24 protein-coding genes are annotated in these 24,763 nt (G+C 73.9%); 14 read left to right on the forward strand and 10 right to left on the reverse strand.

Annotated features, from left to right (window positions below; genetic code table 11):
- Position 1: 1 nt before the first annotated feature.
- Genes COUCH_RS19955 through COUCH_RS19965 form a run of 3 tightly spaced genes read left to right on the forward strand, consistent with a single transcriptional unit; the run spans position 2 to position 2,470 of the window.
- Positions 2 to 526: a hypothetical protein gene (locus COUCH_RS19955; RefSeq protein WP_249606692.1), complete on the forward strand. Its 525-nt coding sequence runs from the start codon at positions 2 to 4 to the stop codon at positions 524 to 526.
- A 58-nt stretch (positions 527 to 584) separates the two neighbouring features.
- Complete coding sequence (locus COUCH_RS19960; RefSeq protein ID WP_249606693.1) at positions 585 to 1,409, forward strand: hypothetical protein; 825 nt, start codon at positions 585 to 587, stop codon at positions 1,407 to 1,409.
- Positions 1,406 to 2,470: a hypothetical protein gene (locus COUCH_RS19965; protein ID WP_249606694.1), complete on the forward strand. Its 1,065-nt coding sequence runs from the start codon at positions 1,406 to 1,408 to the stop codon at positions 2,468 to 2,470. Before COUCH_RS19960 ends, COUCH_RS19965 begins: the two co-directional genes overlap by 4 nt.
- Here COUCH_RS19965 and COUCH_RS19970 read toward each other — a convergent pair.
- Positions 2,467 to 3,243 (reverse strand): thioesterase family protein, encoded by a 777-nt coding sequence (locus COUCH_RS19970; RefSeq protein ID WP_249606695.1) that lies wholly within the window; start codon positions 3,241 to 3,243, stop codon positions 2,467 to 2,469. The genes COUCH_RS19965 and COUCH_RS19970 overlap by 4 nt on opposite strands.
- A gap of 91 nt (positions 3,244 to 3,334) precedes the next feature.
- Here COUCH_RS19970 and COUCH_RS19975 point away from each other — a divergent pair, with 91 nt between their 5' ends.
- On the forward strand, positions 3,335 to 6,127 hold the full coding sequence (locus COUCH_RS19975; RefSeq protein ID WP_275980144.1) for an AAA family ATPase: 2,793 nt from the start codon (positions 3,335 to 3,337) through the stop codon (positions 6,125 to 6,127).
- A 274-nt stretch (positions 6,128 to 6,401) separates the two neighbouring features.
- Positions 6,402 to 6,647, forward strand: coding sequence for a hypothetical protein (locus COUCH_RS19980; RefSeq protein ID WP_249606697.1), 246 nt, complete (start codon positions 6,402 to 6,404; stop codon positions 6,645 to 6,647).
- A 57-nt stretch (positions 6,648 to 6,704) separates the two neighbouring features.
- Here the strand turns inward: COUCH_RS19980 and COUCH_RS19985 are convergent, their stop codons facing one another.
- From COUCH_RS19985 to COUCH_RS20000, 4 genes are all read right to left on the reverse strand, one after another.
- On the reverse strand, positions 6,705 to 7,712 hold the full coding sequence (locus COUCH_RS19985) for a TerC/Alx family metal homeostasis membrane protein (RefSeq protein WP_249606698.1): 1,008 nt from the start codon (positions 7,710 to 7,712) through the stop codon (positions 6,705 to 6,707).
- A gap of 98 nt (positions 7,713 to 7,810) precedes the next feature.
- The gene (locus COUCH_RS19990; protein WP_249606699.1) at positions 7,811 to 8,581 is read right to left on the reverse strand and encodes a dioxygenase family protein; all 771 of its coding nucleotides are present in this window, start codon (positions 8,579 to 8,581) and stop codon (positions 7,811 to 7,813) included.
- 61 nt (positions 8,582 to 8,642) lie between these two features.
- Positions 8,643 to 9,848, reverse strand: a complete 1,206-nt coding sequence (locus COUCH_RS19995; RefSeq protein ID WP_249606700.1) for a DUF1501 domain-containing protein — start codon at positions 9,846 to 9,848, stop codon at positions 8,643 to 8,645.
- Positions 9,849 to 9,859: 11 nt separating this feature from the next.
- Positions 9,860 to 11,101, reverse strand: a complete 1,242-nt coding sequence (locus COUCH_RS20000; protein ID WP_249606701.1) for a DUF1800 domain-containing protein — start codon at positions 11,099 to 11,101, stop codon at positions 9,860 to 9,862.
- Between the two features lie 325 nt (positions 11,102 to 11,426).
- Here COUCH_RS20000 and COUCH_RS20005 point away from each other — a divergent pair, with 325 nt between their 5' ends.
- Genes COUCH_RS20005 through COUCH_RS20015 form a run of 3 tightly spaced genes read left to right on the forward strand, consistent with a single transcriptional unit; the run spans position 11,427 to position 14,177 of the window.
- Positions 11,427 to 12,074: a GOLPH3/VPS74 family protein gene (locus COUCH_RS20005; protein ID WP_249606702.1), complete on the forward strand. Its 648-nt coding sequence runs from the start codon at positions 11,427 to 11,429 to the stop codon at positions 12,072 to 12,074.
- A 34-nt stretch (positions 12,075 to 12,108) separates the two neighbouring features.
- On the forward strand, positions 12,109 to 13,599 hold the full coding sequence (locus COUCH_RS20010; protein ID WP_249606703.1) for an APC family permease: 1,491 nt from the start codon (positions 12,109 to 12,111) through the stop codon (positions 13,597 to 13,599).
- Positions 13,596 to 14,177 (forward strand): GNAT family N-acetyltransferase, encoded by a 582-nt coding sequence (locus tag COUCH_RS20015; RefSeq protein ID WP_249606704.1) that lies wholly within the window; start codon positions 13,596 to 13,598, stop codon positions 14,175 to 14,177. Before COUCH_RS20010 ends, COUCH_RS20015 begins: the two co-directional genes overlap by 4 nt.
- Positions 14,178 to 14,190: 13 nt before the next feature.
- Here COUCH_RS20015 and COUCH_RS20020 read toward each other — a convergent pair whose 3' ends face one another.
- Positions 14,191 to 14,958 carry a class I SAM-dependent methyltransferase gene (locus tag COUCH_RS20020; protein ID WP_249606705.1) on the reverse strand — a complete coding sequence of 256 codons (768 nt, stop codon included), beginning with the start codon at positions 14,956 to 14,958 and terminating at the stop codon, positions 14,191 to 14,193.
- A 327-nt stretch (positions 14,959 to 15,285) separates the two neighbouring features.
- On the opposite strand from COUCH_RS20020, the gene COUCH_RS20025 reads away from it, so the two are divergent.
- The gene (locus tag COUCH_RS20025; RefSeq protein ID WP_249606706.1) at positions 15,286 to 15,927 is read left to right on the forward strand and encodes an alpha/beta fold hydrolase; all 642 of its coding nucleotides are present in this window, start codon (positions 15,286 to 15,288) and stop codon (positions 15,925 to 15,927) included.
- A gap of 12 nt (positions 15,928 to 15,939) precedes the next feature.
- Here COUCH_RS20025 and COUCH_RS20030 read toward each other — a convergent pair whose 3' ends face one another.
- Positions 15,940 to 16,779 (reverse strand): class I SAM-dependent methyltransferase, encoded by an 840-nt coding sequence (locus COUCH_RS20030; protein ID WP_249606707.1) that lies wholly within the window; start codon positions 16,777 to 16,779, stop codon positions 15,940 to 15,942.
- Between the two features lie 75 nt (positions 16,780 to 16,854).
- On the reverse strand, positions 16,855 to 17,760 hold the full coding sequence (locus tag COUCH_RS20035) for a hypothetical protein (RefSeq protein ID WP_249606708.1): 906 nt from the start codon (positions 17,758 to 17,760) through the stop codon (positions 16,855 to 16,857).
- Between the two features lie 224 nt (positions 17,761 to 17,984).
- Here COUCH_RS20035 and COUCH_RS20040 point away from each other — a divergent pair, with 224 nt between their 5' ends.
- A complete protein-coding gene (locus COUCH_RS20040) occupies positions 17,985 to 19,673 on the forward strand; it encodes a DEAD/DEAH box helicase (protein WP_249606709.1) in 1,689 nt (562 codons plus the stop codon).
- 150 nt (positions 19,674 to 19,823) lie between these two features.
- Here COUCH_RS20040 and COUCH_RS20045 read toward each other — a convergent pair whose 3' ends face one another.
- Positions 19,824 to 20,216: a hypothetical protein gene (locus COUCH_RS20045; protein ID WP_249606710.1), complete on the reverse strand. Its 393-nt coding sequence runs from the start codon at positions 20,214 to 20,216 to the stop codon at positions 19,824 to 19,826.
- Positions 20,217 to 20,349: 133 nt separating this feature from the next.
- Here COUCH_RS20045 and COUCH_RS20050 point away from each other — a divergent pair, with 133 nt between their 5' ends.
- Genes COUCH_RS20050 through COUCH_RS20065 form a run of 4 tightly spaced genes read left to right on the forward strand, consistent with a single transcriptional unit; the run spans position 20,350 to position 23,779 of the window.
- Complete coding sequence (locus COUCH_RS20050) at positions 20,350 to 21,618, forward strand: sensor histidine kinase (protein WP_249606711.1); 1,269 nt, start codon at positions 20,350 to 20,352, stop codon at positions 21,616 to 21,618.
- On the forward strand, positions 21,609 to 22,247 hold the full coding sequence (locus COUCH_RS20055) for a response regulator (protein ID WP_249606712.1): 639 nt from the start codon (positions 21,609 to 21,611) through the stop codon (positions 22,245 to 22,247). Before COUCH_RS20050 ends, COUCH_RS20055 begins: the two co-directional genes overlap by 10 nt.
- A gap of 42 nt (positions 22,248 to 22,289) precedes the next feature.
- Positions 22,290 to 23,219 (forward strand): helix-turn-helix domain-containing protein, encoded by a 930-nt coding sequence (locus COUCH_RS20060; protein ID WP_249606713.1) that lies wholly within the window; start codon positions 22,290 to 22,292, stop codon positions 23,217 to 23,219.
- Entirely contained in the window at positions 23,207 to 23,779 is a 573-nt protein-coding gene (locus COUCH_RS20065; RefSeq protein WP_249606714.1) for a dihydrofolate reductase family protein, read from the forward strand. The genes COUCH_RS20060 and COUCH_RS20065 overlap by 13 nt, the downstream gene beginning before the upstream one ends.
- Here the strand turns inward: COUCH_RS20065 and COUCH_RS20070 are convergent, their stop codons facing one another.
- Positions 23,780 to 24,544 carry a GntR family transcriptional regulator gene (locus tag COUCH_RS20070; protein WP_249606715.1) on the reverse strand — a complete coding sequence of 255 codons (765 nt, stop codon included), beginning with the start codon at positions 24,542 to 24,544 and terminating at the stop codon, positions 23,780 to 23,782. It abuts the gene before it with no gap.
- Positions 24,545 to 24,763 lie beyond the last annotated feature (219 nt).

Genomic DNA, 24,763 nt, shown 5'->3' on the forward strand with positions numbered 1-24,763 from the left:
TGTGACCCCCATCGACGACACCGCCGTGCTGGTACCCGTCCAGGAGCCGGCCGACGGCCTGGCCGCGGAGATCGCCCGGGCGGCGCCCCGGCGCTGGTGGAACCGCGGCACCGTCGGGCTCGGCGTCGCGGCGCTGCTGCTGGCGGGCTTCCTCAGCGGCCTGCAGGCGCAGAAGCACTGGGGTACGAGCGCCACCCCGGCGACCGCCCGCCCCGGCGGCGCCCAGGCCGGCCGGGGGACCTTCGGCTCGTTCCCGCAGGGGCCCGCCGGGGCGGCCGCCCCCACGGCGTCCGCCGCGTCCGGCCCGACGACGGGCAAGGTCAAGCTGGTCGACGGCACGACGATCTACGTCGAGACGGCCGGCGGCGCTGTGGTCACGGTGCGGACCGGCGGAGACACCGCCGTGCGTACGGCGACCGCGGGCAAGCTCAAGGACGTCAGGGCCGGCGACACGGTCAGCGTGCAGGGCGCCGCGGGCGCCGACGGCACGGTCACCGCCACCACGGTGACGAAGGACAAGGGGTAGGAACCCGCCCGGGGGATTGCCCCTTCCGCCGCTCGGAGAGCTTCGCCATGCTGGGAGCGTGCATCGGTCGTCGGGTGGCTGGGCCCGGCTGAGCGCGACGGCCGGCATGTCCAGCGTGCTGACGCTGCTGGGCGCCGTACTGGTCAATGTGGTGACCGACGGATGGAACCCGGTCCTCGTCGCCGTCCTGCTCGCCTTCGCCGGTGGCTATGTCGTGTTCGACGTGTGGAAGGCACGGGAGTCGGCGCGGGAGGCGCACGGCGCCCTGGAGGAGGCCGAGGCGCTCGCCGCCGGCGCGAGGGAGATCGCCACCAAGGCCACTTCACGGCTGATGGTGGCGGTCGACGACGTGCTCAACCCGCTTTTCGTGCAGATGGATCGGGCCGCCGACACCTCGCTCACCTATTCCGCCCGGATGCAGCAGATCGGCATCGCGTACGAGTTGATCTTCGGTGGGCTCCGCCGGCTGATCACCGCCGACGTACGGGTCCGCACCACGTACTACACCCTGCACAAACGGCCGGTCCGGTCGCTGCGGCTGTGGTCGTCCAGCGGGCGTCGTGGCACGGTGCCGTCCGAGTTCACCGAGGACGACCCGGCCGGGCGGGTGCTGCTGCGCATCCTGGACCGCGGCGTCGTCCACCAGGACCGGCCGGCACACGGGTACGAGGGTCTGGCGGAGATCACCGCGGACCATCCGATCCTCGCCGTGGCGCCGGTGTGGTCCAGCGGCGACCCGGTCGGCATCCTCCTGATCGACGCGCCGGCCTACAGCGAGATAGCCGGCGACGATCTGTTGCTGGTCGACCTCTTCGCCAAGCTGCTCGGCCTGCTGCACCACCGGTCGACGCGGGCGCCCGGAATGGAGGGGGACGAGGGATGACCGACGACCCGGTACGGCCCGGCGGGGCCGGCGGCGACTCCCCGGACAGTCCGGTCGAGGAGTCGCTGCGGCGGGCGGCGTCGACCAAGGACCACCTCGCCAAGGAACGCGTGGACCAGGAACTGCGCAGACGAGTCGAGCAGCGGTCCGCCGCCGTCGAGCCGGCCGGAAGGCATTCACTGATCGTCCCGGTGGCGGTCGCTGTCGTGCTGAGCGCGGCGGTCCTCGGACTCACGCTCCTGCGCGGTGGCGACGGCCTCGCTCCGTCCCTGCTGGCCGCGGTGGCGATGGCGTGCCTGATCTTCCTCGTCGTCCGCTACTGGACGACCTACTACCTTCGCCGGGTGCGGGACCTGCAGGCCCAGCTCGCAACAGCGCAGGACGAGCTCGGTCTCGCGCATACGGAACACCGCACGTATCTGGAGGCGCTCGAGCGCACGAGCGAGCGCGAGCGGTCGGTGTTCACCGAGGAGCTGGAGATCGAACTCTGGATAGGCCACGACGACGAGGGCGATCGCGTCGTGGAACGGCGGGTGACCCGCCCGGAGCAGCTGGTGAGCAACCGGACGATGCGGCCGATCGTGCCCAACGACGAGGAGCGTCTCGTCCGGCTGGCCGACCTCGGCTTCGAGACGCGCCGGGAGCCGGACGGCGGGATGATCACCGTGCTTCCGCTCCAGGAGAAGGTCAACTGGCTGAAGGTGTGGCTGGTCTTCGACCCCGTCCTGACCACCCCGACGGAGTGGACCGCCACGTACCGGCCGCGGGGATTGTGGCGTCCGCTGCGTCAGCACGGCCGCGACCAGTTGATCTGGGACGATCGGCCGGGCGGGGCGAGCGGGACGACGACGCGTCTCACGACCATGACGGTGTCCTTCCGGTTTCCCGGCGGAACGACTCCGACCGTGGCGGAGCGGCACCTGTTCGGTGAGACGACCGCGCCGGCCAGGATGCCGGACGGTTCGTGGGAGGTGGTGTGGCGGGACCGCAGCCCGGCGGGCCGACGGTACGTCTGGGACCTGACCCAGCCGGTGGCGGACCGGGGCCAGGGCGGGACCTAGATCGGGCGGACCGTGAGGATCTGCTCGGCGCGGCCCACCGGCCCGCTTTCGTCGTGCAGGACCGTGCTGGTCAGGCCCACGCCGGTCGCTCCGAACGTGACCGCCGTGTCGAGCCCGACCCAGCGCCCGGCCGGCTGCCGGTGCAGGTGGATCGTCAGGTCGAGGTTCGGGAACATCCACTGCTTGGGCGACTCGCGGACGGCGATGCCGTTGGCCGTGTCGATCAGCTTCACGTAGTCGGCCAGCGGGCTCGCCTGCTCGCCCGCGACCAGGGGCGTCGCGGAGGTGATCCAGACCCGGGCGCGGCCGGGCCGGGGTTCGCCGACCGGGCGGACGTCGACCGAGCTGATGAAGCCGCCGGGCCACACGTCGGAGAGCGGGTACGGAGCCAGCCCGTCCGGGTGCGGCAGGGCTTCGTCGTGGCCGCCGGCCACGGCCGTGGTGTCCTGCCCGGCCATGCGCCAGATGCGCGCGCGGACGGCGGCCCGTCCCCGCGCGGTCACCACCGCCTCGAGCAGCTCGATCGTGCGCCCGGGCCGGACGACGGTCACGTCCACGTCGAACTCGGCGAGCTTCAGCACGCCCAGGATGTCCATGCTGATCCGGGTGATCACCATGTCGTCGGGTCCGCGCCGGGCGGCGTGCCGCTCGGCCTCGTGCGCGATCAGGCCGGTCATCGGGGCGATGTGCTGCTCGTCGGTGGCCCAGGCGCCGCCGGTGAGCTCGCCTGCCAGGAACCTGCCGGCGCCCACGCGCGCAAAGTAGCTCGTCACAGTCCGAGCGTAGAGCGGCCACCCATTGATGCCGTCCCGGGAGGGTCCTTAGGCTGCAATCGATCGACCGGCATCCACCTGGGGAGACGCCCTGGACACCCGCGCGCGGCCCGCCACCGCTGCCCTCGTCGGCAGGGAGTCGCTGCTGGCCGCTGTGGAGGCCCGGCTGGCCGCGGGCGGCGGGGTGGCGCTGCACGGGCCGGAGGGGATCGGCAAGACGGCGCTGCTGGACACCGTCGCCGCCGCGGCCGCCGCGCGGGGCGAGCTGGTCGTGCGGCTGCGGCCCGCGCCGGCCGAGCGGCTGCTGCCGTACGCGGGCATCGCGGACCTGGTGGCGCAGCTGCCCCAGGCCGCCGTCGCCGCCCTGCCCCCGGCGCACCGCGCGGCCCTGGCGGTGCTGCGCCGCGGCAGCGCCCCCCGCACCGGCGCCCCGGCCCTGGCCCGCCGCCTGGTCCTGCCCAGCCTGCTGGCCCATTGCGCCCGGGGCGGCCCGGTGCTGCTCGTGGTCGACGACGTGCAATGGCTGGACGCCGAGTCGGCCGAGCTGATCGGTTTCGCCATGCGCCGCCGCCCGGGCCCGCGGGTACGGGTGGTGGCCGCGCAGCGCTATCCGGACGAGGCGGGCCGGCACCGCGCGGCCCGGCTCTGTCCCGCTCCGGTGGCCGATCTGCTGGTGCCGCCGCTCGACCCGGAGGACCTGACCGCGCTGCTGGAGGAGCGTGGCCTGCCGTGCCGCACGGCCGCCGGGCTGCACGAGGCCAGCGGGGGCAACCCGCTGCTCGCCCTGGCCCTGGGCGGCGTGGTCGTGGCCGGTCCGGCGTGGCGCCCGGCGCCGCTGCCCGAGGCCGCCCGGGCCGTGCTGCGCCGCCGGCTGTCCGCGCTGCCGCCGCAGGTCACGGCGACGCTGCTGGTCGCGGCGCTGGCCACCGAGCCCACGGTCGCGACGCTGCTGCGCTGCGGGTACGACGACGCCGCCCGCGACGTTCGCGCCGCGGTGGCCGCCGGGGTGGTCCGCCTGGACGGGGAGACGATCCGGTTCACGCCGCCCGCGCTGGCCGGGGTGCTGGCCGAGGACGCCGGCGCCGCGCGCCGCGCCGGGGTGCACGACGCGCTGGCCGATGCGGCGCTGGACGAGACGGTGGCCGTACGGCACCGGGCGCTGCGCAGCGGCCGCCCGGACGCCGACGTGGCCGGTGAGCTGGTCCGCGCGGCCACCCGGGCCGCGGCGCGGGGCGACGGGCGGACCGCGGCGGAGCTGCACGTGCTGGCCGCCGACCGGTGCCCGCGGAGCCTGGCCGCCGACCGGTTCGACTGGCTGGTGGCGGCCGCGCGGACGGCCGCGACCGCCGGGGCGCCCGAGCTGGCCGGCCGGGCCGCCGAGGCGGTGCTCGCCGCGGCGGACGCGCCGGCCGCCCATCGGGTCCGGGCCCGGCTGGTGCTGCTGGACCTGGCCGGGCAGGCCCTCGCCGACATGGGGGAGATGTTCGCGGCGGCGCTCAACGAGGCCGGTGGGGACGTGACGCTGCTCGCGGCGGTCCGGCTGCGGCTGACCTGGGCGGCGATGCTGGGCGGGGCGCCGGACACGGCGGCCGCGTGCGCCGCCGGGTCGGCCGCCGACGCGCGGCGGGCCGGTGATCCGGCCACGGAGGCGATGGCGCTGAGCGCCCTGGCCCAGGTGCAGCGGCTGCGCGGGGAGCCGGAGTGGACCGGCACGCTGGAGCGCGCGCTGGCGCTGCCGGCGCCGCCGGAGCCGGGCTGGCTGCACCTGAGCCCGCGTTACCTGGCCGCGCGGTTCGCCATGATGGACGACCGGCTCGACGAGGCGCGCGCGGAGCTGCTCACCCTGCTCGCCGTGGCGGAGCACGACCGTACGGGCGAGGCGCTGGTGGAGGTGCTGCGCAGCCTGTCCGAAGTGGCCACCCGCGCCGGGCGCTGCCGCGACGCCCTGCGGTACGCCCACCGCGCCGTGGCCGCCGCCCAGCGCGCCGGGCTCAGTCCCGGCCCGACCTGGTACACGGCGGCCGTCGCGGAGCTGGGCGGCGGGAGCCTCGAGGCCGCGGCCGGGTACGCCCACCGCGGCGCCCGCGCGTCCGAACAGGAGGGCGACAGCATCTACCTGCGCCGCAACCTGCACGCCCTCGGCCAGGCGCACCTGCGCTCGGGCGACACCCGGGCCGGCGTGGCGGCGCTGCGCCGGCTGCGCGAGCTGGAGGGCGGCGCGGCGGACCCGATGATCGTGCGCTGGCAGGGTGACCTCGCGGGCGGACTGGCCGCGCTGGGCGAGCACGAGGAGGCCGCCCGGACGCTCGCCGAGGCGCGCGCCACCGCCGAGCGGCTCGGCGCCTCGCCCGGCCTGAACGGCTACCTCGACCGGGCCACCGCCGTGGTGCTGTCCGAGATCGGGCAGGCCGACTCCGCGGTACGCCTCTCCGCCGCCGCGGCGCAGCGGTTCGCCGGCCTGCAGCAGCCCGTCGAGCAGGCCCACGCGCTGCTCGTGCAGGGCGGGGCGGAACGGCGGCGCCGCCGGTACGCGGCCGCCCGGGTGGCCATCGGGGCGGCGCTGGCGCTGTTCCTCGCCGCCGAGGCGAAGCCGTGGACCGAGCAGACGCAGCGCGCGCTGGCCCGTACGGAAGGAACCACCGCCTCGCCCGCCGACCTGGGCCTGACCGCCACGGAGGCCCGCATCGCCGGGCTGGTGCGTGAGGGGGCGAGCAACCGGGAGATCGCCGCCCAGCTGTTCCTGAGCGTCAAGACGGTCGAGGCGACCCTGACCCGCGTGTACCGCAAGCTCGGCGTACGGTCTCGCACCCAGCTGTCCCAGCGGCTGCCCGCGGCCGCACCGACAAGGGCTCTCCCCGGTTCGGTGACGGCCATCGATCCCTAGCGTCACTGCCGATCAGCCTGGTGCCGCCGACCCCGGGACCTCGCGTCCGGCCGCTGACCCTCCAGGTTTTACTCTGTTGTGGCGCAAAACACGGCAGGCGGATGACCAGCGCAAAGACCACGCACAGTGACGCGGACTACAGCATTTCGGTGGCCCGCGTCACCTCTGGATCGAACGTTTTACCTGCTTGATTTGGTGCCGTAGCCGGGGACGCGGAAGCTGGATCTCGGGAGCATCACCACTCCCGTCATCACCTTCCGTAAGGAGACGAACGATGCCGCTGAAGAACCGGATCACCGGCGTCCGGACGAGCCTGGCGAACCGCCGGACCCAGCGACGGGCGCACCGGCAGCTGAGCGCGGAGCTGGCCGCCTTCCAGACCCCCGCCGAGCGCGCCGAGCTCGACCTGATCCTCGGCCGCCACGACGAGGCGGAGACGGCCCAGATCCGCGACATCCTCAACCGGCAGGACTACGAGCGCATGCGTACGCGTATCGCCGTCGGCGGTTATCGCGGCTGACGGTGCCACCCCCAGCACGAAGCCCCGGCGCCGGCGCCGGGGCTTCCTTGTGCCCGGTCAGCCGTCGGCGCGCTCGTCCTGCGGCGCGCGGGCCCGCAGGCTGCCGGCGTGGGCCTTGGCGGTCGGGTCGCGCCGGGTCTTCGCCAGGCTCGCCACCGTCGTGACCACCAGGATCACCAGGATGACGATCAGTGAGACCGGCGTGCTGATCTGCGGCGCGTCGTGCCAGACGTCCACGTGCAGCCAGTGCAGCACGAGCTTGGCGCCGATGAAGGCCAGGATCAGCGACAGGCCGGTCGACAGGTAGACGAGCCGGTCCAGCAGCCCCTTCACGAGGAAGAACAGCGCACGCAGCCCGAGCAGCGCGAAGGCGTTGGCGACGAAGACGATGTACGCCTCCTCGGTCACGCCGAAGACCGCCGGGATCGAGTCGAGCGCGAACAGCAGGTCGGTGCTGCCGATCGCGATCAGCGTGATGAACAGCGGCGTCGCCGTGCGCCGGCCGCCGATCCGGGTGAACAGCCGGCCGCCGTCGTACTGCTCGGTCACCGGGAAGAGCCGCTTGCTGGCCTTGACGATGGCGTTGTCGTCGACGCTGGGGTCCTCGTCGCGGTGCCGGAAGAGCTGCACCGCGGTGTAGATCAGCAGCAGGCCGAAGATCAGGAACATGAACGAGAACAGCGACAGCAGCGTCGCGCCCAGCGCGATGAAGATGACCCGCAGCACCAGCGCGATGATGATGCCGAAGGTCAGCACCTCCTGCTGGTACTTCTCCGGTACCGCGAACGTGGTCATGATGATCACGAAGACGAAGAGGTTGTCGACCGACAGGCTCTTCTCGACGACGTAACCCGCGAAGTACTGCGTGCCGTAGTCCCAGCCCACGATCTGGGCGAAGACGACGCCGAAGAGCAGCGCGACGGCGATGTAGAAGACCGACCAGGCGGCGGCCTCACGGAAACCCACGGCGTGCGGGCGCAGCACGCCGAGGGTCAGGTCGAGGGCGAGCAGGGCGACGATGACCGCGATGGTCAGCGTCCAGCCGAGCGCGGTGACCTCCAGCATCAGGGCGGAACCTCCGGGCGTCGGTGCGAGGGGGTTGACGTGATGTACCCACAAGCATCCCGGTCCACGCTGGGAAGATGCTGGTAAACCGCCGCCGGTCAGGCCACCTGGAAGGAGCGCTTCGCCAGGCCCATCCAGAAGCCGTCGATCGGCTGCTCGGCGCTCTGCTCCGGGTTGCCGGACGCCCCGAGCGTCAGGAACATCGGCGCGAAGTGCTCGATCGTGGGGTGCGCGTACGGCATGCCCGGCGCGCGGCTGCGGAAGTCGGCCAGCTCGTCGACGGCGCCGCGGGTCAGCGCCTCGGCGGCCCAGGCGTCGAACTCGCGCGACCAGCCCGGCGCCGGGGCGTCGGTGCGGAACTCGCGCAGGAACGGCAGCCCGTGCGTGGTGAAGCCGGAGCCGATGATCAGCACGCCCTCCTCGCGCAGCGGTGCCAGCCGGCGGCCGAGCTCGAGCAGGCGGTCCGGCTCCAGGGTCGGCAGCGACATCTGCAGCACGGGGATGTCCGCGTCGGGGTACATCACGCTCAGCGGGACGTACGCGCCGTGGTCCAGGCCGCGGTCGGTCCGGGCGACGTGCTCGGTGTCGGGCATCAGCGCCTCGACGCGGGCGGCGAGCTCGGGGGCGCCGGGTGCCTCGTACCGCGCCTCGTAGTAGCGACGGGGGAAGCCGCCGAAGTCGTACACGAGCGGAACCGTCTCGGTGGCGCCCAGCATGAGCGGCGCGGACTCCCAGTGCGCGGAGGCCATGAGCACGGCCTTCGGGCGGGGCAGGGACGCCGCGAGCTCGTGCAGCTGGGCGACCCAGGTGGGGTCGTCGACCAGCGGGGGAGCACCGTGGCTGAGGAACAGGGCGGGCATGGTGCTCATGGTTACCTCCGTTGACGCTTCAACCTTCTGCCGGCAACGGTACTCCGATTTACTTGATGCGTCAACTAAATCGGAGGCGGCCCGTCCAGCCGCCGAGCACCCGCTCCGGATCCGCGCCCAGCACGTCGGCGAGCAGCATCGCGTACACGTCCCGGAAGTCCGTGGTGTGCCGCAGGTCGCCGTCGTCGAGATCGGTGAGGCTGGGCGGCTCGCCGTACCGGCCGCCCGGGATCCCGCCGCCGGCCAGCAGCACCGTGGACGCCGTGCCGTGGTCGGTGCCCTCGGAGGCGTTGGCCCGGACCCGGCGGCCGAACTCCGAGTACACCGCCACCACCACGTCCCGGTCCGCCATCCGCTCCACGAACGCCGCGAGCGGCTTGTCCAGCGTGCCGAGGATCGACTCCTGAGCGCCCTTCTCGTCGGCGTGGAAGTCGAAGCCGCCCAGCGACACCGAGTAGACCCGGGTGGCCGAGCCGGCCTCGATGCAGCGCGCCACCAGGGCGAGCTGGCGCTCCAGCGGGGGAGCCTGGCCGCCGGTGGCCGTGGCCGGCGCATCGTCGTCCGCCTCGTCGTCGGCGATCACGCCGTCGACGAGGTCACGCACCTTGACCAGGTCGGCGAAGCAGGCCGCCGCGCGGGCGCGGGCGGGCGGTTCGCCGGCTGCGGGCGTACCGAATCCGGCCAGGACCTGCGGGGTGACGCCCTTCGGCAGGGTCAGCGCGCCGCCGGGCACCGTCGCGCCCGCGCTCGTGGCACCGGCGAGCAGCGGCGGCAGCACGGGCTCGAACGACACGGCCAGGCGCGGGTCGCCGCCCGCGTCGTCCAGCCAGCGGCCCAGCCAGCCGGTCGTGCCGGGGCGATCCGGCTGGGCGGTCTGCCAGATGTCCATCGAGCGGAAGTGGCTGCGGTCGGGCTTCGGGTAGCCCACGCCGTGCACGACGGCGAGGCGGTCCTGCCCGTACAGGCGGTGCAGGCCGGCGAGGCCGGGGTTGAGGCCGAACTCGTCGTCGAGGCGCAGCACCTCGCCCTCGTCGTACGCCATCGACGGGCGGTTCGCGGCGTAGGCGGGGTCCGCGTACGGGATGACGGTGTTCAGCCCGTCGTTGCCGCCGTAGAGCGTGACCAGCACGAGCGTGCGGCCGCGCGGCTTCTCGGAGCGGAAGTCCAGGATGTCGCGCAGGCCGTACGCGGTCCCGCCGGCGGCCAGCGCACCGGCCGCGACGACCCCGCTGGCGGTCAGGAACCGGCGCCGGGTGATGGTGTCCATGGTGATCCTCCTCAGTGGACGGCGTACTCGGGGCTGGCCAGGCCGAGGGCGAGCAGCCTGCGGGGGTCCGCGGCGGAGTCCGCGAGCACCGCTCGGGTGCGCTCGCTCCAGCCGTCCACGACGAGCAGCCGGGCGAGGGCGTCCAGCCGCGCGGCCGGCGCGGAGCGGCCCAGCTCCGCCACCGTGTCCGGGGCGAGGGCGGTCAGCTTCTGCGCGTGTTCGAGCCGGGCGCGGGTCGACGAGGTCGTCAGCCAGGCGGCGCCGACCGGCCAGCCACCGACGCTCGGCGGGCGGAACGGCACCTGGCCCAGGGCCCGCAACGCCTTGTCCGGCACCGTGTCGGTGTCGATCCCGAGCTGGCGTACCGCGCCGATCAGCCACTCCACGGGCTGTTTGACGAGCTGCCCGGCGGTGGCGGCGAACGCGGGATCGGTGGCGATCGCCCGCAGCAGGCCGGTGGTGCTGCGGCCGCCGGCGGCGGTCACCCGGGCGATCGTGGCGGCGTCCGGTGCGGCGCCGGAGCCGTAGCGCACCCAGAGCCGGGTGACCAGGTGCGGCAGGTGGGCGGGGTGGCGGACGAGCAGGTCCGCGTACGTGTCGGCGTCGACCCGGCCGGTGTGCCCGAGCAGGGTGACCGGGCCGGGATCGTGGCGCCGGGGTACGAACGTCGCCGTGCCGCTCGTCCGCGAGGCCCGCCACCCGGTGAGCGCCCGCGCGCCCGCCTTCACGTCGTCCTCGGTGTACGCCCCCACGCCCAGCGTGAACAGCTCCATCAGCTCGCGGGCGAGGTTCTCGTTCGGGGCGGTACGGGTGTTGCGCTGCCCGTCGAGCCACAGGATCAGCGCCGGGTCGCGCAGCATCGCGCGGACCAGCGGCCCGGTGTCGCCGCCACCGTAGCGCCGCAGCGTCTGCTGCTGGGCCAGCATGAGCGGCGCGGAGCGGACCTTCTGGATCGAGGTGGCCCAGTGGCCGTGCCAGAAGAACGTGAGCTTCTCGGCCGCTCCCGGCTGGGCCGCCATCCGCTGCAGCCACCACTGCACGGCCTCCCGGGCCTGGCGGCGGGCGTCCTGCCGGCCTTCCTTGCCCGGCTGGAACGCGCCCAGGTCCGGGAGTGTCACGGTCCGGCCGATCGGGGCCAGTACGGCGTCGAGGGTGGCGCCGACTCCCGCTTCCAGCGCCGCGTCGACCTCCGCGGCCGTGGGGCCGAAGGTGAGGCGGCGGAGCAGATGGGCAACCGTGTCGCGGTCCGTCATGCCGCCGACGCTAGGCGCGGTGTGTAAGCGGTTCGTCAGGGCGGCGTTCGGTACGCGTACGGGGGACGCACATGACGATCGTGTTAACTCCGTGGATTTCCTTTCTCGCATCAGTGCAGCTCAGGACGGTCCTGCACGATGCATCGAAGCTTTGACCACTTCGGACATTGCGCGGGGTAGTCGCGCGCTGGCAAGCTACGCGGTGTTGTTCCGGCGGCCGCTCACCGTAATGGTCCGCAGCCGCCCGCCACACCCCTGTCCGCTCTTCCGCGACTGCCGGTCACCCCGACCGGTGGTCATTCCGTCATGTCCCGAGGGGATCGTCGTGTCGTCATCGCAGCTGCCGCTGGCCGACGACCTGTACCTCGCCGCCCACGACTCCGCCCGCAGCCGGTGCCTGCTCACCCCCGCCACCCTCGGGCTCGGGCTCGCCGCCGCCCTGCTCGCCGAGCTGGTGCTCTGGCGCCGCCTCGACGTGCGCGACAACCACGTCGTCGTCATCGACGACCAGCCGACCCCGGACCCGGCCACCGCCGCCGTCCTCGGCCAGCTGCTGCGCGAGAGCCACCACCGCCGCATCCGCGACTGGATCTCGTTCCTGGCCACCGGCGTCGCCACCGACCTCGTCGAACGCCGGCTCGCCCGCGCCGGCGTGGTGCAGCGCCAGGAGAAACGGAGTCTGCTCGGCACCAAGGTGCGGTTCGTACCCGTCGACACCTCCGTGGCCGGCTGGCCCGGCACCCGCATCCGGATCGCCGCCGGCCGCGGCGAGATGCTCGACACCTCCGATCTGGTGCTGACCGGGCTGGTGCTCGCCACCGGCCTGGACCAGCACGTGCTCGTGACGCTCGAGGCGCACGAGCGCGACCAGCTGTTCGGCCAGCTCCGCCGGCGCCTGCCGACGATGCTGCACCACCTCGTCGGCCACGCAGAGGCCGCCGTGGGCGACGCCGTCATGGCCCGCCGGGCCTGACCCCTCCTCCCTCCTCCCCGCCTTGGAGACCAGCGTGTCCGCCACCACCACCCCCGCCAGACCCAGCCAGCTCTCGACCGCCCTCGCCCGCGACCGCCTCGGCGTGGCGGCCGTCGTCTTCTTCGTCATGTCCGCCGCCGCCCCGCTCACCGTCGTCGCCGGCGTCGTCCCCACCGGCCTCGCGGTCACCGGGCTGACCGCCATCTCGATCGCGTTCCTCGCCGTCGCCGTCGTGCTCGCGATCTTCGCCGTGGGCTACGTGGCCATGGCGCGGCACATCGCCAACGCCGGGGCCTTCTACGCGTACGTCGCCCAGGGCATCGGCCGCCCGTTCGGGGTGGGCGCGTCGTGGGTGGCGCTGCTGGCGTACAACAGCTTCCAGGTCGCCTCGTACGGCGGCTTCGGCGCGATCGCGTCGCCGCTGTTCGCCGACTGGTTCGGCGTCGACGTGCAGTGGTGGGTCATCGCGCTGGTCGCCTGGGCGCTCGTGGCCGTCCTCGGCGTCCGCGACGTCGCCGTCAACGGCAAGGTCCTCGCCACCCTGCTCGTCGCCGAGATCATCCTCGTCGCCGTGTTCAGCGTCGCCGACCTGTTCGCACCGGACTTCGCCGCGTCGTCGGCCCCGCTGAACCCGGGCAGCCTCGTCGGCGCCGGGGCGGGCGCGCTGCTGGTCATGGCGGTCACCGGCTTCGTCGGCTTCGAACAGTCCGTGGTCTTCAGCGAGGAGTCGCGGGACCCGCGGCGGACGGTTCCCCGCGCCACCTACATCGCGGTCGCGCTGATCGCCGTCCTGTACGCGTTCTCCGCCTGGGCGATGATCTCCGCGACCGGCGGGCGGGCCGTCGAGCGCGCCGGTGCGGAGGGCCCCGAGCTGTTCTTCAACCTCGCCTCCGACCGCCTCGGCAGCACCGCCCTGCACCTCGGCCACGCGCTGTTCCTCACGTCGCTGATCGCCGCGATGATCTCCTTCCACAACATCATCGCCCGCTACACGTTCTCGCTCGGCCGCGAAGGCGTGCTGCCGCGGGCGTTCGGCCGTACGGTTCCCGGCACGGGCGCGCCCAAGAACGGCTCGCTGCTGCAATCCGGGATCGGCCTGGCCGTGATCCTGCTGTACGCCGTCATGGGCTGGGACCCGCTGGTGCAGCTCTTCTTCTGGGGCGGCACCACCGGCGGCATCGGCGTGCTGCTGCTCATCACCGTCACGTCGCTCGCGGTCATCGGCTACTTCATCCGCCACCCCTCCGGCGAGGACGTCTGGCACCGCATCGGCGCGCCGGTCATCGGCACGGTCCTGCTGTTCGTGGTGACGTACCTGGCGCTGACCAACATCGCGACCCTCTTCGGTGTGGAACCGGGCTCCGAGCCGACCTGGGTCGTGCCGCTCGCGTACGCCGTCGTCACCCTCGCCGGCGTCGGCTGGGCCCTGGTCCTGCGCCGCACCCGCCGCGCGGTGTACGAGGGCATCGGCCTCGGCGCCCGCAGCGCCACCACCGGCTTCTCGTTCTCGGAGGCAGTCAAGTGACCCCGATCCGCAGCGCCACCCCCGACGAGATCCCCGCCGTCGGGCGCCTCATCGCCCAGTCCTTCGACCACCTCCCGCAGAACCGCTCGCTCGTGCCCGACGAGAACGACCGCCTCCCCGTGATGACGGAGTTCTTCACGTTCCTGACGGGGTCGGCGCCCGCCTCGGGCCGCGTCGACGTCATCGAGGACGCCGCCGGCGGCCTCGCGGCCACGGCGGTCTGGTTCGACCGCACCCGCGAGATGCCGGAGATCGACGCGTACGAGCAGCGCCTCAGTGCCCTCACCGGCCGCTGGCTGCCCCACTTCGAGGCCCTCGACGAGGTCTTCGAGAAGCACCATCCCGAGGAGCCGCACTGGCACCTGGCGTTCCTGGCGGTGCACCCGGACCACCAGGGCGCCGGGCTGGGCAGCGCGCTGATGCAGCACACCCACGAGCGGATCGACGTACCGGCGTACCTCGAGGCGACCAACGAGGACAACATCCGCCTGTACGAGCGGCACGGCTACACCCGGATGTCCCCGTTCGACATCCGGCTCCCCGACGACACCCCGTTCTTCCGGATGTGGCGCCCCTGACCCGACGTACGCGTCAAGGCGCGGTGGCGGTCGCGACGACCCGCCGGAGCGAGCCGAAGCTCTCCAGCGAGCGGCGGCCCTCGTCCCGCAGCGACCCGACCGCCGGGTCCGGGTCGTCGGCCGCCACCGCCGCCTCCCACAGCGCCCGCTCGGCGCGCCGCCAGCCGGGCCGGTCCTCCACCCGCACGTCGACGAACCCGGCCGCCGGCAGGTCCCGCCGCAGATCCACCGCCCGGATCCGCGCCGGGACCCGCTCGTCGGCCGGATCGGCGGCCTCCCAGCATGTCAGCACCACCCGGCCGCCGCCGGTCAGCACCCGCCGGACCTCCCGGAGCGCGGCGACCGGTGGCTCGGCGAACTGCACGGCGTCCACGCACATCACCCCGTCGGCGACGCCGTCCGGCAACCCGGAGGCGGTCAGCGTCCCGACGCGGAAGCCGGCCCGGCCCTCGGGCAACCGCCGGCCGGCGATCGCCCGCGCCTGTTCCAGGGCCACGGCCGAGAAATCCACACCGGCCAGCCGCGCGCCGGCCCGGAGCGCCACCTCGATGCCGTACCCGCCACGCCCGCACCCGAGGTCGAGGACGAGGCCGCCGGGCGGCAGGCGCAGCTCCCGGGTGATCTCGTCCAGCGCCTCCCAGGTGAGGGCGCTCGCGAACTGCAGCTCCGGCGGGAGGCCGAGCGTACGGGCGACGATGGCGTCCCGGGCGGGGCAGGCGGCCATGTCGGCGTACCACTGATCGAAATAGCCGGCGTCCCGCGCCGGCGGCCCCGAGGTCATCACCGGACCCTACGGCGTCCCGCCCGGGGACCCAGCGGGACCGCCGGGCGGACGACGGCCGAACTGCGCCGGAACCGCTTCTGGCGTCGGGGCGTACGTGTTGCCGCGCTCGATGCGGGAGAGCGGGTCCTGTGCCGGCTCGAGCGGAGTGAGCCCCGGCGCCGGGCCGGGGAGTCCGTGCTCATCCGCTGATGCTGATGATGGCCCGCGACCGTCCATGGTGGCGCGTTCTCCGCCGTCGTGACCGGCACGGCAACCTGCCGGTGATTGCGCTCAGCGTCGTCGGCGTGGCCCATCTTTGTCGTACCCCTGTGTGAGGCTTCGGGCATGGCTACTTTCGTGCTCATCCACGGCGGCGGGGGCAGTGCCTGGGACTGGCATCTGCTGGCGCCCGAGCTGACCGCCCGCGGCCACGACGTGGTGGTGCCGGAGCTGCCGATCGGGGACCCGGCGGCGGGGCTGGCCGCGTTCCGCGACACGGTCGTCGGCGCGATCGGCGACCGGCGGGACCTCGTGGTCGTCGGGCATTCCTACGGTGGTTTCACCGCGCCGCTGGTCGCGGCCGTCCTGCCGGTGCGGCTGCTCGTCCTGCTCGCCGCGATGATCCCGGGGCCGGGGGAGAAGCCCGGCGACTGGTGGCGCGAGACCGGCTACCCCGTCGCGGAGGGGCTCAGCGAGGAGGAGCAGTTCTTCAACGGCGTGCCGGCCGGGATCGTCGCGGAAGCGGGGGCGCACAGCCGCGACCAGGTCAGCGCCGAGGGCGACGAGCCGTGGCCGCTGGACGCCTGGCCGGACGTGCCGACGAGGGTCCTCATCGGCCGCGACGACCGGTTCTTCCCGCCGCAGTTCCTGCGCCGGGTGGCCGCCGAGCGGCTCGGCGTCGTCCCGGACGAGATCGACGGCGGTCACGCGGTGGCGCTGAGTCACCCGCGGCAGCTCGCCGAGCGCCTCATCGCATACCTGCGCTGAGGGCGTGCCGGATCACGCCGATGTGGCCAGCGTGCAGCGCACCTGCTGGTGCAGGTGGATCCGGCCGTCGGCACCGCGGGCCCGGTCGAGCTGGGTCTCCGCGGCGGCCCGGACGGCGTCGTGGTCGGACTCCGGGATGGCGTCCCACATCGCCCGCTGGCCGTGCGACCGGCTGAACGCGTACCACTCGGCGCCGTCGGCGAGGGTCACCTCGATGTCGGACAGGACCGTGCGCACGCCGGTGCAGCCCGCCGCGCGCACCAGCTCCTCGACGCCCGCGTCGCTGCTGAACGGCCCGGCGGCGCCGGTGGTGCGGGCGTCGAGCATCCCGGCCGGCAGGTACGGCCGGAACGTCGCGTCGACCGCGTCCCACACCGGATCCCGGGACCCGAACGTCGAGATCGCCAGCCGGCCGCCCGGCGTGACGAGCAGCCGCCGCCAGGCCGCCAGGGCGGCCGGCGGGTCGGGCAGGAAGAACACGACCAGCGACGACACCACGAGGTCGTACCCGCCCGGCAGCGACGGAGCCGAGGCGTCCATGACCTGGAGGTCGACGTTGGCCAGGCCCAGCCGGGCGACGTCGGCGCGGCACGCCTCGACCATCCGGGCGGACAGGTCGATGCCGGTGACGTGACCGTCGCCGCCGACCGCCTCCGCCAGGGCGACGGTGGCGGCGCCCCGTCCGCATCCCACGTCGAGGACCCGCTCACCCGGCGCGGGCGCGGCGAGGCGGACGAGCTGCTGCGCGATGGGGGTGAACCACGGCACCCCCACCTGGTCGTAGACGTCCGCGACCCCGTCGAACACCGCGGCGACCTTGGCGCTCCTGGCCGTACGCTCTGCCATCTCCATGCCCGTCAGCTTCGTCCCTCCTGCGTCCCGTCACCAGAGCCGTGCGGTCACCGCCGCGAACCGAACGTCGGCGTGTCAGGGAAGCGACGGCGGCAGGTCGCGTGCCGCTGCGACACGCTGCTTCCAGGCTGCGCGTACGGTATCGAGCTCCTTGCGGTGTTGCCGTTTCCACGGGTGGATCCGGGGCGCCAGCATGCTCATGGCGAGCCGGTACGCGGGCAGCCGGCAGCTCGCGTCGGCGTCGAAGGCGGCGTGGATCTGCTTGACGCCCCGCGTCCACGCCGCGTTCGGCGGGTGCCCGTCCACAGGGGCGTCACGGTACGAGATCCGCGGCGTGTAGAGGAAGTCGGTGCGATCGGTGACGTCATAGCCGAAGCGCACCTTCATGCACGCCCGGTACGGCTTCATCGCGGCGACCACCGCGGGATCGCGTTCGATCGGATCGAGCAGCCCGGGAAACCCGGACAGCCGGTACACGCCGTCCGGCGGCTCGAAGTCGGGGTAGGTCCGGTGCTGATACGGCGCCGTGCACCGGTTCAGGTCCGCCACGTCGGCCGGCCGCACCGGGCCCCACGGCTCCTCCAGTACCCCGGCGCGGGCGGCACGGGCGGCGGCGAGCTCGTTGAGAATCGCGCGCCGGCCACGGTCGGTGATCGAGTCGAAGACCGATCCGCGGCCCGCGCCGAACCCCAGATCGGCGTCGGTGAACCCGTCGTACCTGCTCACGAACGGCGGCGTACGGATCGGCCTGCCGGCGGCCCGCATGCAAGCCACCACACCGCCGGCGACCCGGTGATAGCTGAGCAGCTCGGAGGCCCGCAGCTCGGCACGGTTGCCGGTGACGCGCAGCTCCATCCGGTCCAGGCGCGCCGCGGTGCCCGCGATGTCGGCGCGCCCGGGCGCACCCCGCCCGGGCACCGGCGCGACGAACAGCGAGGCGACCGCCACCAGGGCCGGCGCCAGGACCCACTTCTTCCTCATGGACGGCCAAACGATCAACCGCGGGCCCGATGACGCACGCCTCCGCCGGAACCGCCGCGACGCGGAGTGCCTCGACGGCTCGGGCGCCGGCGGCCACGTGCAGGTGGTCGGGGCGCCGGCCCGGGCGTGCACCGTACGCCGGCGTGGGGTCCGGCCGGGCCGCCGATGCCCTGCCCGGCCGCCCTGTGGTCGGCCGATCTGGCGGCTCTCCTAAGGTTGTCGGTATGGAAGACGATCCGTTCGAGGCCGTGGCGGGTTTCGCCGGGCTGGGTTTGCGGGCGGAGCTGCTCCGTGCGTTGAGTGCCCTCGGGTACGAGGAGCCGACCCCGATCCAGCAGGAGGCGATCCCTCCGCTGATCGCCGGCAACGACCTTGTCGGTCAGGCCGCCACCGGCACCGGGAAGACCGCCGCGTTCGCGCTGCCGCTGCTGCAGGCGCTGACCGGGGAGGGCCGCGACGGCGGACCGGCCGCGCTGGTTCTCGTGCCGACCCGGGAGCTGGCCGAGCAGGTCTCCCAGGCGGTCCACCGGTACGGCCGGGAGCTGGGCGTCCGGGTTCTGCCCGTGTACGGCGGCCAGCCCATCGGACGGCAGCTGCAGGCGTTGCAGCGGGGCGTGGACGTCGTCGTGGGGACGCCGGGGCGGGTGCTCGACCACATCGAGCGGGGGACGCTGCGGCTGGGCGATGTGCGTACCGTCGTGCTGGACGAGGCCGACGAGATGCTGGACATGGGGTTCGCCGAGGACATCGAGGCGATTCTCGCCGAGACCCCGCAGAGCCGGCAGACCGTGCTGTTCTCCGCCACGATGCCGCCCCGGATCGACGGCATCGCCCGGCGGCACCTGCGTGAGCCGGTCCGGATCACGATGGGGCGGGAGGCCCCGGCGGCGGGGGAGATGCCGCTGGTGCGGCAGAGCGCGTACATGGTCGCCAAGGCGCACCGGTCGGCCGCGCTGGGGCGGATCCTCGACGTCGAGATGCCGACGGCGGCGATCGTCTTCTGCCGTACGCGCGAGGAGGTCGACCAGGTCACCGAGGCGCTGAACGGGCGCGGTTACCGGGCGGAGGCGCTGCACGGCGGCATGAGCCAGGACCAGCGCGACCGGGTCATGGGCCGGCTGCGCGGCGGCAGCACCGAGCTGCTGGTGGCCACCGACGTGGCCGCCCGCGGGCTGGACGTGGAGCAGCTGACCCACGTCATCAACTTCAACGTGCCGGCCGCGCCGGAGGCGTACGTGCACCGGATCGGCCGGGTGGGCCGGGCCGGGCGGGAGGGTTCCGCGATCACCCTCGCCGAGCCGCGCGAGCAGCGGATGCTCAAGGCCATCGAGCGGCTCACCGGGCAGCGCATCACCCTGGAGAAGCTGCCGACGGTCACCGACCTGCGGGCCCGGCGGCTGGAGAAGACGCGTACGGCGCTGCAGGCGAGCCTGGAGACCGACGACCTGGAGCGGTTCCGGGTGGTCCTGGACTCGCTCACCGACGAGTTCGACGTGGAGAACATCGCGCTGGCCGCCGTGAAGCTGTTGCACGAGGCGGCCGGCGGCGACGTCGACGAGGACGACATCCCCATCCCCGCCGCGCCCGCGGGCCGCAACGCGCAGAACCGGGACGCCCGGCCGGGCAGTGGGGGACGCGAGCGCCGCCCCGGCGCACGAGGGTCGGACGCGGGCGTGGCCCGGCTGTTCTTCGGCATCGGCCGGCGGGCCGGGCTGCGGCCGCAGGACCTGGTCGGGGCGATCGCCGGCGAGTCCGGGCTGAGCGCGCGCGACATCGGCGCGATCCAGATCACCGACCGGTTCTCGCTGGTGGAGGTGCCCGAGCCGGCCGCCGACATGGTCATCGCGGCGATGCAGCGCAGCACCATCCGCGGGCGGCGTCCGACGGTACGCCGGGAGCGCTTCGTCCGCTAGGCCGTGTGGAGCGGGGGATGGTTGCGGGGCCGAGCTGCGCACTTCGCGGGAGTGGACGGCGGCGGTCTCGAAGCCCACGAACCCGGCGATGAGGGTCAGCGGTGCCGCGCCGGTCGCGGCGAGGGAGATGACGGCGAGTCGGGGTGACCTTCACGCCGTTCGCCCGGTAGGGAGGCTCTCGCCCGCATCGACGGTGCGGGCGACGACCAGGCACGTGGCGGCGACCGCCAGCTCGACCGCCGCCGAGGCGCAGGCCGTGGCGAACGGCCGGCCGGCGTCGCTGGTGCACAGGTCGAACCACGCATCGACGCACATCAGCGTAGCGGTCGCGACGGCGGTCGGCGCGACCCTCCGGTCGCGACGGCGGGCCAGCCAGCTGGTCGACGCGAGGCCCGCGATGATGGCGACGTCCAGCCCGGCCCAGACGATGTTCCAGTGCCGGGCCGTGGCGCTGCGGGGCAGGAGCGTGGCGATGCCGATGGTCCATGGCACCAACGCGGCTGCGGCTACCGCCGGCACGGCCGGCAACGAGATTCGGTCCATGGGATCAAGCGTGGCTGCCGCGTCGGCCCGTGTCGGTAGCGGCGGCATCCGACTTGGGGGTGGCACTGGGTACAGGGGAGATCCGGTAGTCAGCCGGATCCTCCGGGCGGCCGCGGCTGGCTAGGGTGGGCGCGTGGTGTGGTGGGACGTGCCGGCGGTGCTGTGGTCGCGGCGTACGTGGTTGGCTGTCGCCGGCCTGCTGGCCGGCGCGGTGCTGTGGCTCGTCCCGGTCGTCCTGGTGTCGGCGATGGTGGGCGTCGGGGAGCTGGTCGGGGCGGAGCACCCCGTGCCCGGCCTGGGCGGCTCCCCCGAGGTGGGCGGCGCGGTGGGCGCGGTTGCCCCGCTCGCCGTGGCGCTGCCCGTGCTGCTCGCGCTGACCTTCCGGTTCACGTTGTGGCACGAGGCCCGGCTCCGCCTGCTCGGCGCCGACCTGGCGCCGCCCGCCGCCCGGCCGACCGGCATGCCGCGCCGGCGTTGGCTGGCCCGCCAGGCGGTGTCGTCCGCAACCTGGCGGCAGGTCCGCTACCACGCCCTCGGCGGCGCATTCCTCGCGCTGGCCGGCGCCCTGGTCCTGGCCGGCGCGGTGTTCGGTCCCGGTTTCGTGGTCGCCGCTGCGCTCAGCGGCAAGGGCAGCCTGCTGCACCGGTCGCCGATCGCGGCGCTCGGCGTGGCCATGGCCGTCGCTGCGGGCTGGCTCGCCCGGGGGGCCGGCGCCCTCGACCTGGCGCTGGCCCGGCGGCTCCTGCAACCGCCGCCCGCCGAGCTGCTCGCCCGGCGCGTCGCGTCGCTGTCGGCCAGCCGGGTCGCCGCCGTCGAGGCGGCCGACGCCGAGCGCCGGCGCATCGAGCGCGACCTGCACGACGGCACCCAGCAGCGCCTGGTGTCGCTGGCCATGAACCTCGGGATGACCCGCGCCGCGCTCGCCGGGGCCGACCCCGCGGTGCGCGCGGCCGTCGCGGCGGCGCACGATGAGGCGAAGCAGGCGCTCGCCGAGCTGCGCGACCTCATCCGGGGCCTGCACCCGGCCGTCCTCGACGAGCTCGGCCTGGATGCGGCGCTGTCCGGCATCGCGGCCCGCTCGCCGGTGCCGGTGCGGCTGGTGGTGGACCTGCGCAGGCGGCCGCCGGCGGCGATCGAGGCGGTCGCCTATTTCGTGGTGTCCGAGGCGCTGTCCAATGTGGCCAAACACGCGGCCGCGACCCGGGCCGACGTCGTGGTGCGGGAGCAGACCGACGGCCTGACCCTGGCCGTCGACGACGACGGCCGGGGCGGCGCGGACCCGGTGCGCGGCACCGGCCTGCGCGGCCTGCGCCAGCGCGTCGAGTCGGTGGACGGCACGCTCAGCATCGCCAGCCCGGCCGGCGGCCCGACGTCGATCCTGGTGACCCTGCCGTGCGGGTAGTCCTTGCCGAGGACTCGGTGCTGCTGCGCGACGGCCTGTCCCGGCTGTTCGCCTCCCGCGACTGCCCGGTCGTCGCCGCGGTGGGCGACGCCGACGCTCTGCTGCGGGCCGTCGGCGAGCACCGGCCCGACCTGCTCGTGGCCGACGTGCGGATGCCGCCCGGCTACGCCGACGAGGGGTTGCGCGCCGCGATCCAGGTCCGCCGGCAGTGGCCCGAGGTCGGCGTGCTGGTGCTGTCCCAGTACGTCGAGGAGCGGTACGCCACCAAGCTGCTCACCGGCGAGACCAGCCGACTGGGCTACCTGCTCAAGGACCGGGTCGCCGACGTCGACGACTTCGTCGCGGCGGCGCGCCGGATCGCCGGCGGCGGCACGGTGTTCGACCCCGAGGTCGTGTCGCAGCTGCTGGTGCGCCGCACCGACCCGCTCGACCGGCTCACCCCGCGCGAGCACGACGTGCTCGCGCTGATGGCCGAGGGCCGGTCCAACGCGGGCATCGCCGGCGCGCTGGTGGTCAGCGAGAGCGCCGTGGCCAAGCACGTGAACAGCATCTTCGCCAAGCTGGGGCTGACCCCGGCGGACAGCGACCACCGCCGGGTGCTGGCCGTACTGCGCTTCCTGGGCGGTTAGGCCATGTGTCATGACTGCCGCTCGAGCCCTCGGACCCCGTCCATGCGATACGTCACGCGCGTTCCCGCCCCGCCGCTCGACCGGTTCATCGACGACGTCTACTGCCTGAGCGGGACGCCCCGGCATCGCCGGATGACCGTCCCGCCGATGCCGTCGGCGCACCTGTTCGTGAACCTGGGCGGCCCGGTCCGGCTGTGGGACTCCGATCCGTCGGTGCCGCCGGCGGTGCTCACCGGTGCGTGGTTCATGGGCGTGTGGACCCGGCGTTTCCTCTTCGAGTACCCCACGCCCGTACGGCTGGTCGGCGTGCACTTCAAGCCGTGGGGCATGGCGCCGTTCGCCGGGCTGCCCGCGAGCGAGCTGCGCAACCGCTGGGTTCCGGCCGGCGCCGTCGGGCAGCGGTTCCCGGACCGGATACGGCAGCGCGTCGGTGACGTGGCCTCGGCCGCCGATGCGCTCCGCCTGGTGGAGGACGAGCTGCGGGGGTGCCTGGCAGAGGCGCTGCCGCGGGGACTCGACCTCGTCCGGCGCACCGGGGCAGTGCTGGAGCGGTTCCACGGCGCGGTGCCGATCGGCGCGCTGACCGAGGCGGCCGGGGTGAGCGGGAACCATCTGGCCGCGCAGTTCAAGTCGCACGTCGGCGTCACCCCGAAGCGGGTCGCACGGATCTACCGGTTCGCGCGGCTCATCGTCTCCGTGGACGCGTCGCGCCCGCTGGACTGGTCGCGGCTCGCCCACGCGGCCGGCTACTTCGACCAGGCGCACTTCAACCGGGAGTTCAAGGACTTCACCGGCCACACCCCGTCCGCGTACCTGGCCCTGCGGCGCCGGTGGCCCGCCGAGCGCGGATTCCCGCCGGACAGCGGCCCGATGCCCGCCGAGGGATTTTGTACAAGCCCGCCGGACGCAGGACTCAGCATGATCCTCGGTGAGGAGATCGGACGATCCGAGGAGGACCAGTGGGCACAGTGATCATGCACAGCGTGATGTCGGTGGACGGCTTCATCGCGGACGGGAACGACCGGGTGGGGCCGCTGCACGACTGGTACTTCAACGGCGACACGCCGATCCCGGGCGGCATCACAGTCTCGCGGACGTCGGCGGAGTACGTCGGGCCGATGTGGGAGTCCATCGGCGTGATCATCATGGGCCGGCACCTGTTCGACCTGGTGAACGGATGGGAGGGGCGTCCGCCGGCGGGGGAGCACGTCGTCGTGGTGTCCCATCGGCCCAAGCCGGAGGGCTGGCACCCCGAGGCGTCGTACCACTTCGCCGGCGACGTGCGGGCGGCCATCGACAAGGCGCAGGAGCTGGCCGGTGACCGGGTGATCGCCGTGAACGCGGGCGAGGTGGGCGGGCAGATCTTCGCCGCCGGCCTCGTCGACGAGGTGGCGATCGACGTGGTGCCGGTCGTGTTCGGAGACGGCAAACGCTACTTCGGCAGCAGCGACGGACAGCACGCGCTGCACGACCCGCACGTGGTGATCCGGAGCGACGGGGTGCTGCACCTGAGGTACCGGACTGCCCGGTGATCAGCCCGCCGAGAGGTTGAGCTCGAAGCTGTAGCGGCTCGCGCGGTACACGTGCGAGCCGTATTCGAGTGCCCGCCCGCTGACGTCCCACGCCGTACGCGTCATCGTCAGCAGCGACGCGCCGCGCTTCTCCTGCAGGATGCGGGCCTCGGCCGCGTTCGCCGAGCGGGCGCCGATCACCTGGGTCGCTATGCGCGGCTGGTAGCCGGCGCGGCGCAGCAGCTCGTAGAGGCCGTGCCGGGCCAGGTCGTCCGCCTCGAGGTGGATGAGGCCGAGCGGGATCGCGTTGTGCATCAGCGCGAGGGGTTCGCCGCCGGCGTAGCGCAGGCGTTCGATCCAGGTGACCTCGGTGCCGGGGGAGAGCTCGAGGGCCTCGGCGACCTCCGCCGGCGCCGGGATCACCTGAAGCTGCAGGACCTCCGTGCGGGGCTTGCGGTCGGCGGTCACCAGGTCGTCGTACAGGCTGGACAGCTCGACCGGGCGGCGGACCTTGGGGTGCACGACCTGGGTGCCGACGCCGCGCTTGCGCACCAGCATGCCGCGCTCGACGAGGTACTGGATCGCGCGGCGGGTCGTGGGGCGGGAGACGCCGAGACGCTCCGCGAGGTCGACCTCGTTCTCGATGCGGGTGCCGACGCCGATCTCACCCGCCTCGATGAGCTCCTGCAACCGGCTCGCGACCTGGAAGTAGAGGGGCACCGGGCTGCTCCGGTCGACCTCGACGGGGCGGACCGGGCTGCGCGGCGGCGAGAGATCGGATGCCACAGGACCCCCTAGGTTTTTCAGTTTGTCAGGACAAAGTATTGACGTGGAAGCACTCACGTTATTACATCGAAACGAGTCGAGACACCCCCGCCGGGGTCGTGAGCCCCCGGTCCCACCGTCTCCCACCGCGCCGTAACCAGCACGGCATCGGGCGTCGTCGCACGCCCCTGTTCCTCCCGTCGCCCGCCGCGCGCTCCATCCGTTCCCGCAAGGGGGAAG

This window comes from Couchioplanes caeruleus (genome assembly GCF_023499255.1).
GTDB classification, from domain to species: Bacteria; Actinomycetota; Actinomycetes; order Mycobacteriales; family Micromonosporaceae; genus Actinoplanes; species Actinoplanes caeruleus_A.

What these genes read in the sequence shown, in the direction of transcription:
- COUCH_RS19965 (WP_249606694.1), top strand. Translation starts at nt 1,406, where the DNA reads ATGACCGACGACCCGGTACGGCCCGGCGGGGCCGGCGGCGACTCCCCG.
- COUCH_RS19980 (WP_249606697.1), top strand. Translation starts at nt 6,402, where the DNA reads ATGCCGCTGAAGAACCGGATCACCGGCGTCCGGACGAGCCTGGCGAAC.
- COUCH_RS19985 (WP_249606698.1), bottom strand. Translation starts at nt 7,712, where the DNA reads ATGCTGGAGGTCACCGCGCTCGGCTGGACGCTGACCATCGCGGTCATC.
- COUCH_RS19990 (WP_249606699.1), bottom strand. Translation starts at nt 8,581, where the DNA reads ATGAGCACCATGCCCGCCCTGTTCCTCAGCCACGGTGCTCCCCCGCTG.
- COUCH_RS19995 (WP_249606700.1), bottom strand. Translation starts at nt 9,848, where the DNA reads ATGGACACCATCACCCGGCGCCGGTTCCTGACCGCCAGCGGGGTCGTC.
- COUCH_RS20000 (WP_249606701.1), bottom strand. Translation starts at nt 11,101, where the DNA reads ATGACGGACCGCGACACGGTTGCCCATCTGCTCCGCCGCCTCACCTTC.
- COUCH_RS20020 (WP_249606705.1), bottom strand. Translation starts at nt 14,958, where the DNA reads ATGACCTCGGGGCCGCCGGCGCGGGACGCCGGCTATTTCGATCAGTGG.
- COUCH_RS20025 (WP_249606706.1), top strand. Translation starts at nt 15,286, where the DNA reads ATGGCTACTTTCGTGCTCATCCACGGCGGCGGGGGCAGTGCCTGGGAC.
- COUCH_RS20030 (WP_249606707.1), bottom strand. Translation starts at nt 16,779, where the DNA reads ATGGAGATGGCAGAGCGTACGGCCAGGAGCGCCAAGGTCGCCGCGGTG.
- COUCH_RS20035 (WP_249606708.1), bottom strand. Translation starts at nt 17,760, where the DNA reads ATGAGGAAGAAGTGGGTCCTGGCGCCGGCCCTGGTGGCGGTCGCCTCG.
- COUCH_RS20040 (WP_249606709.1), top strand. Translation starts at nt 17,985, where the DNA reads ATGGAAGACGATCCGTTCGAGGCCGTGGCGGGTTTCGCCGGGCTGGGT.
- COUCH_RS20045 (WP_249606710.1), bottom strand. Translation starts at nt 20,216, where the DNA reads ATGGACCGAATCTCGTTGCCGGCCGTGCCGGCGGTAGCCGCAGCCGCG.
- COUCH_RS20060 (WP_249606713.1), top strand. Translation starts at nt 22,290, where the DNA reads ATGCGATACGTCACGCGCGTTCCCGCCCCGCCGCTCGACCGGTTCATC.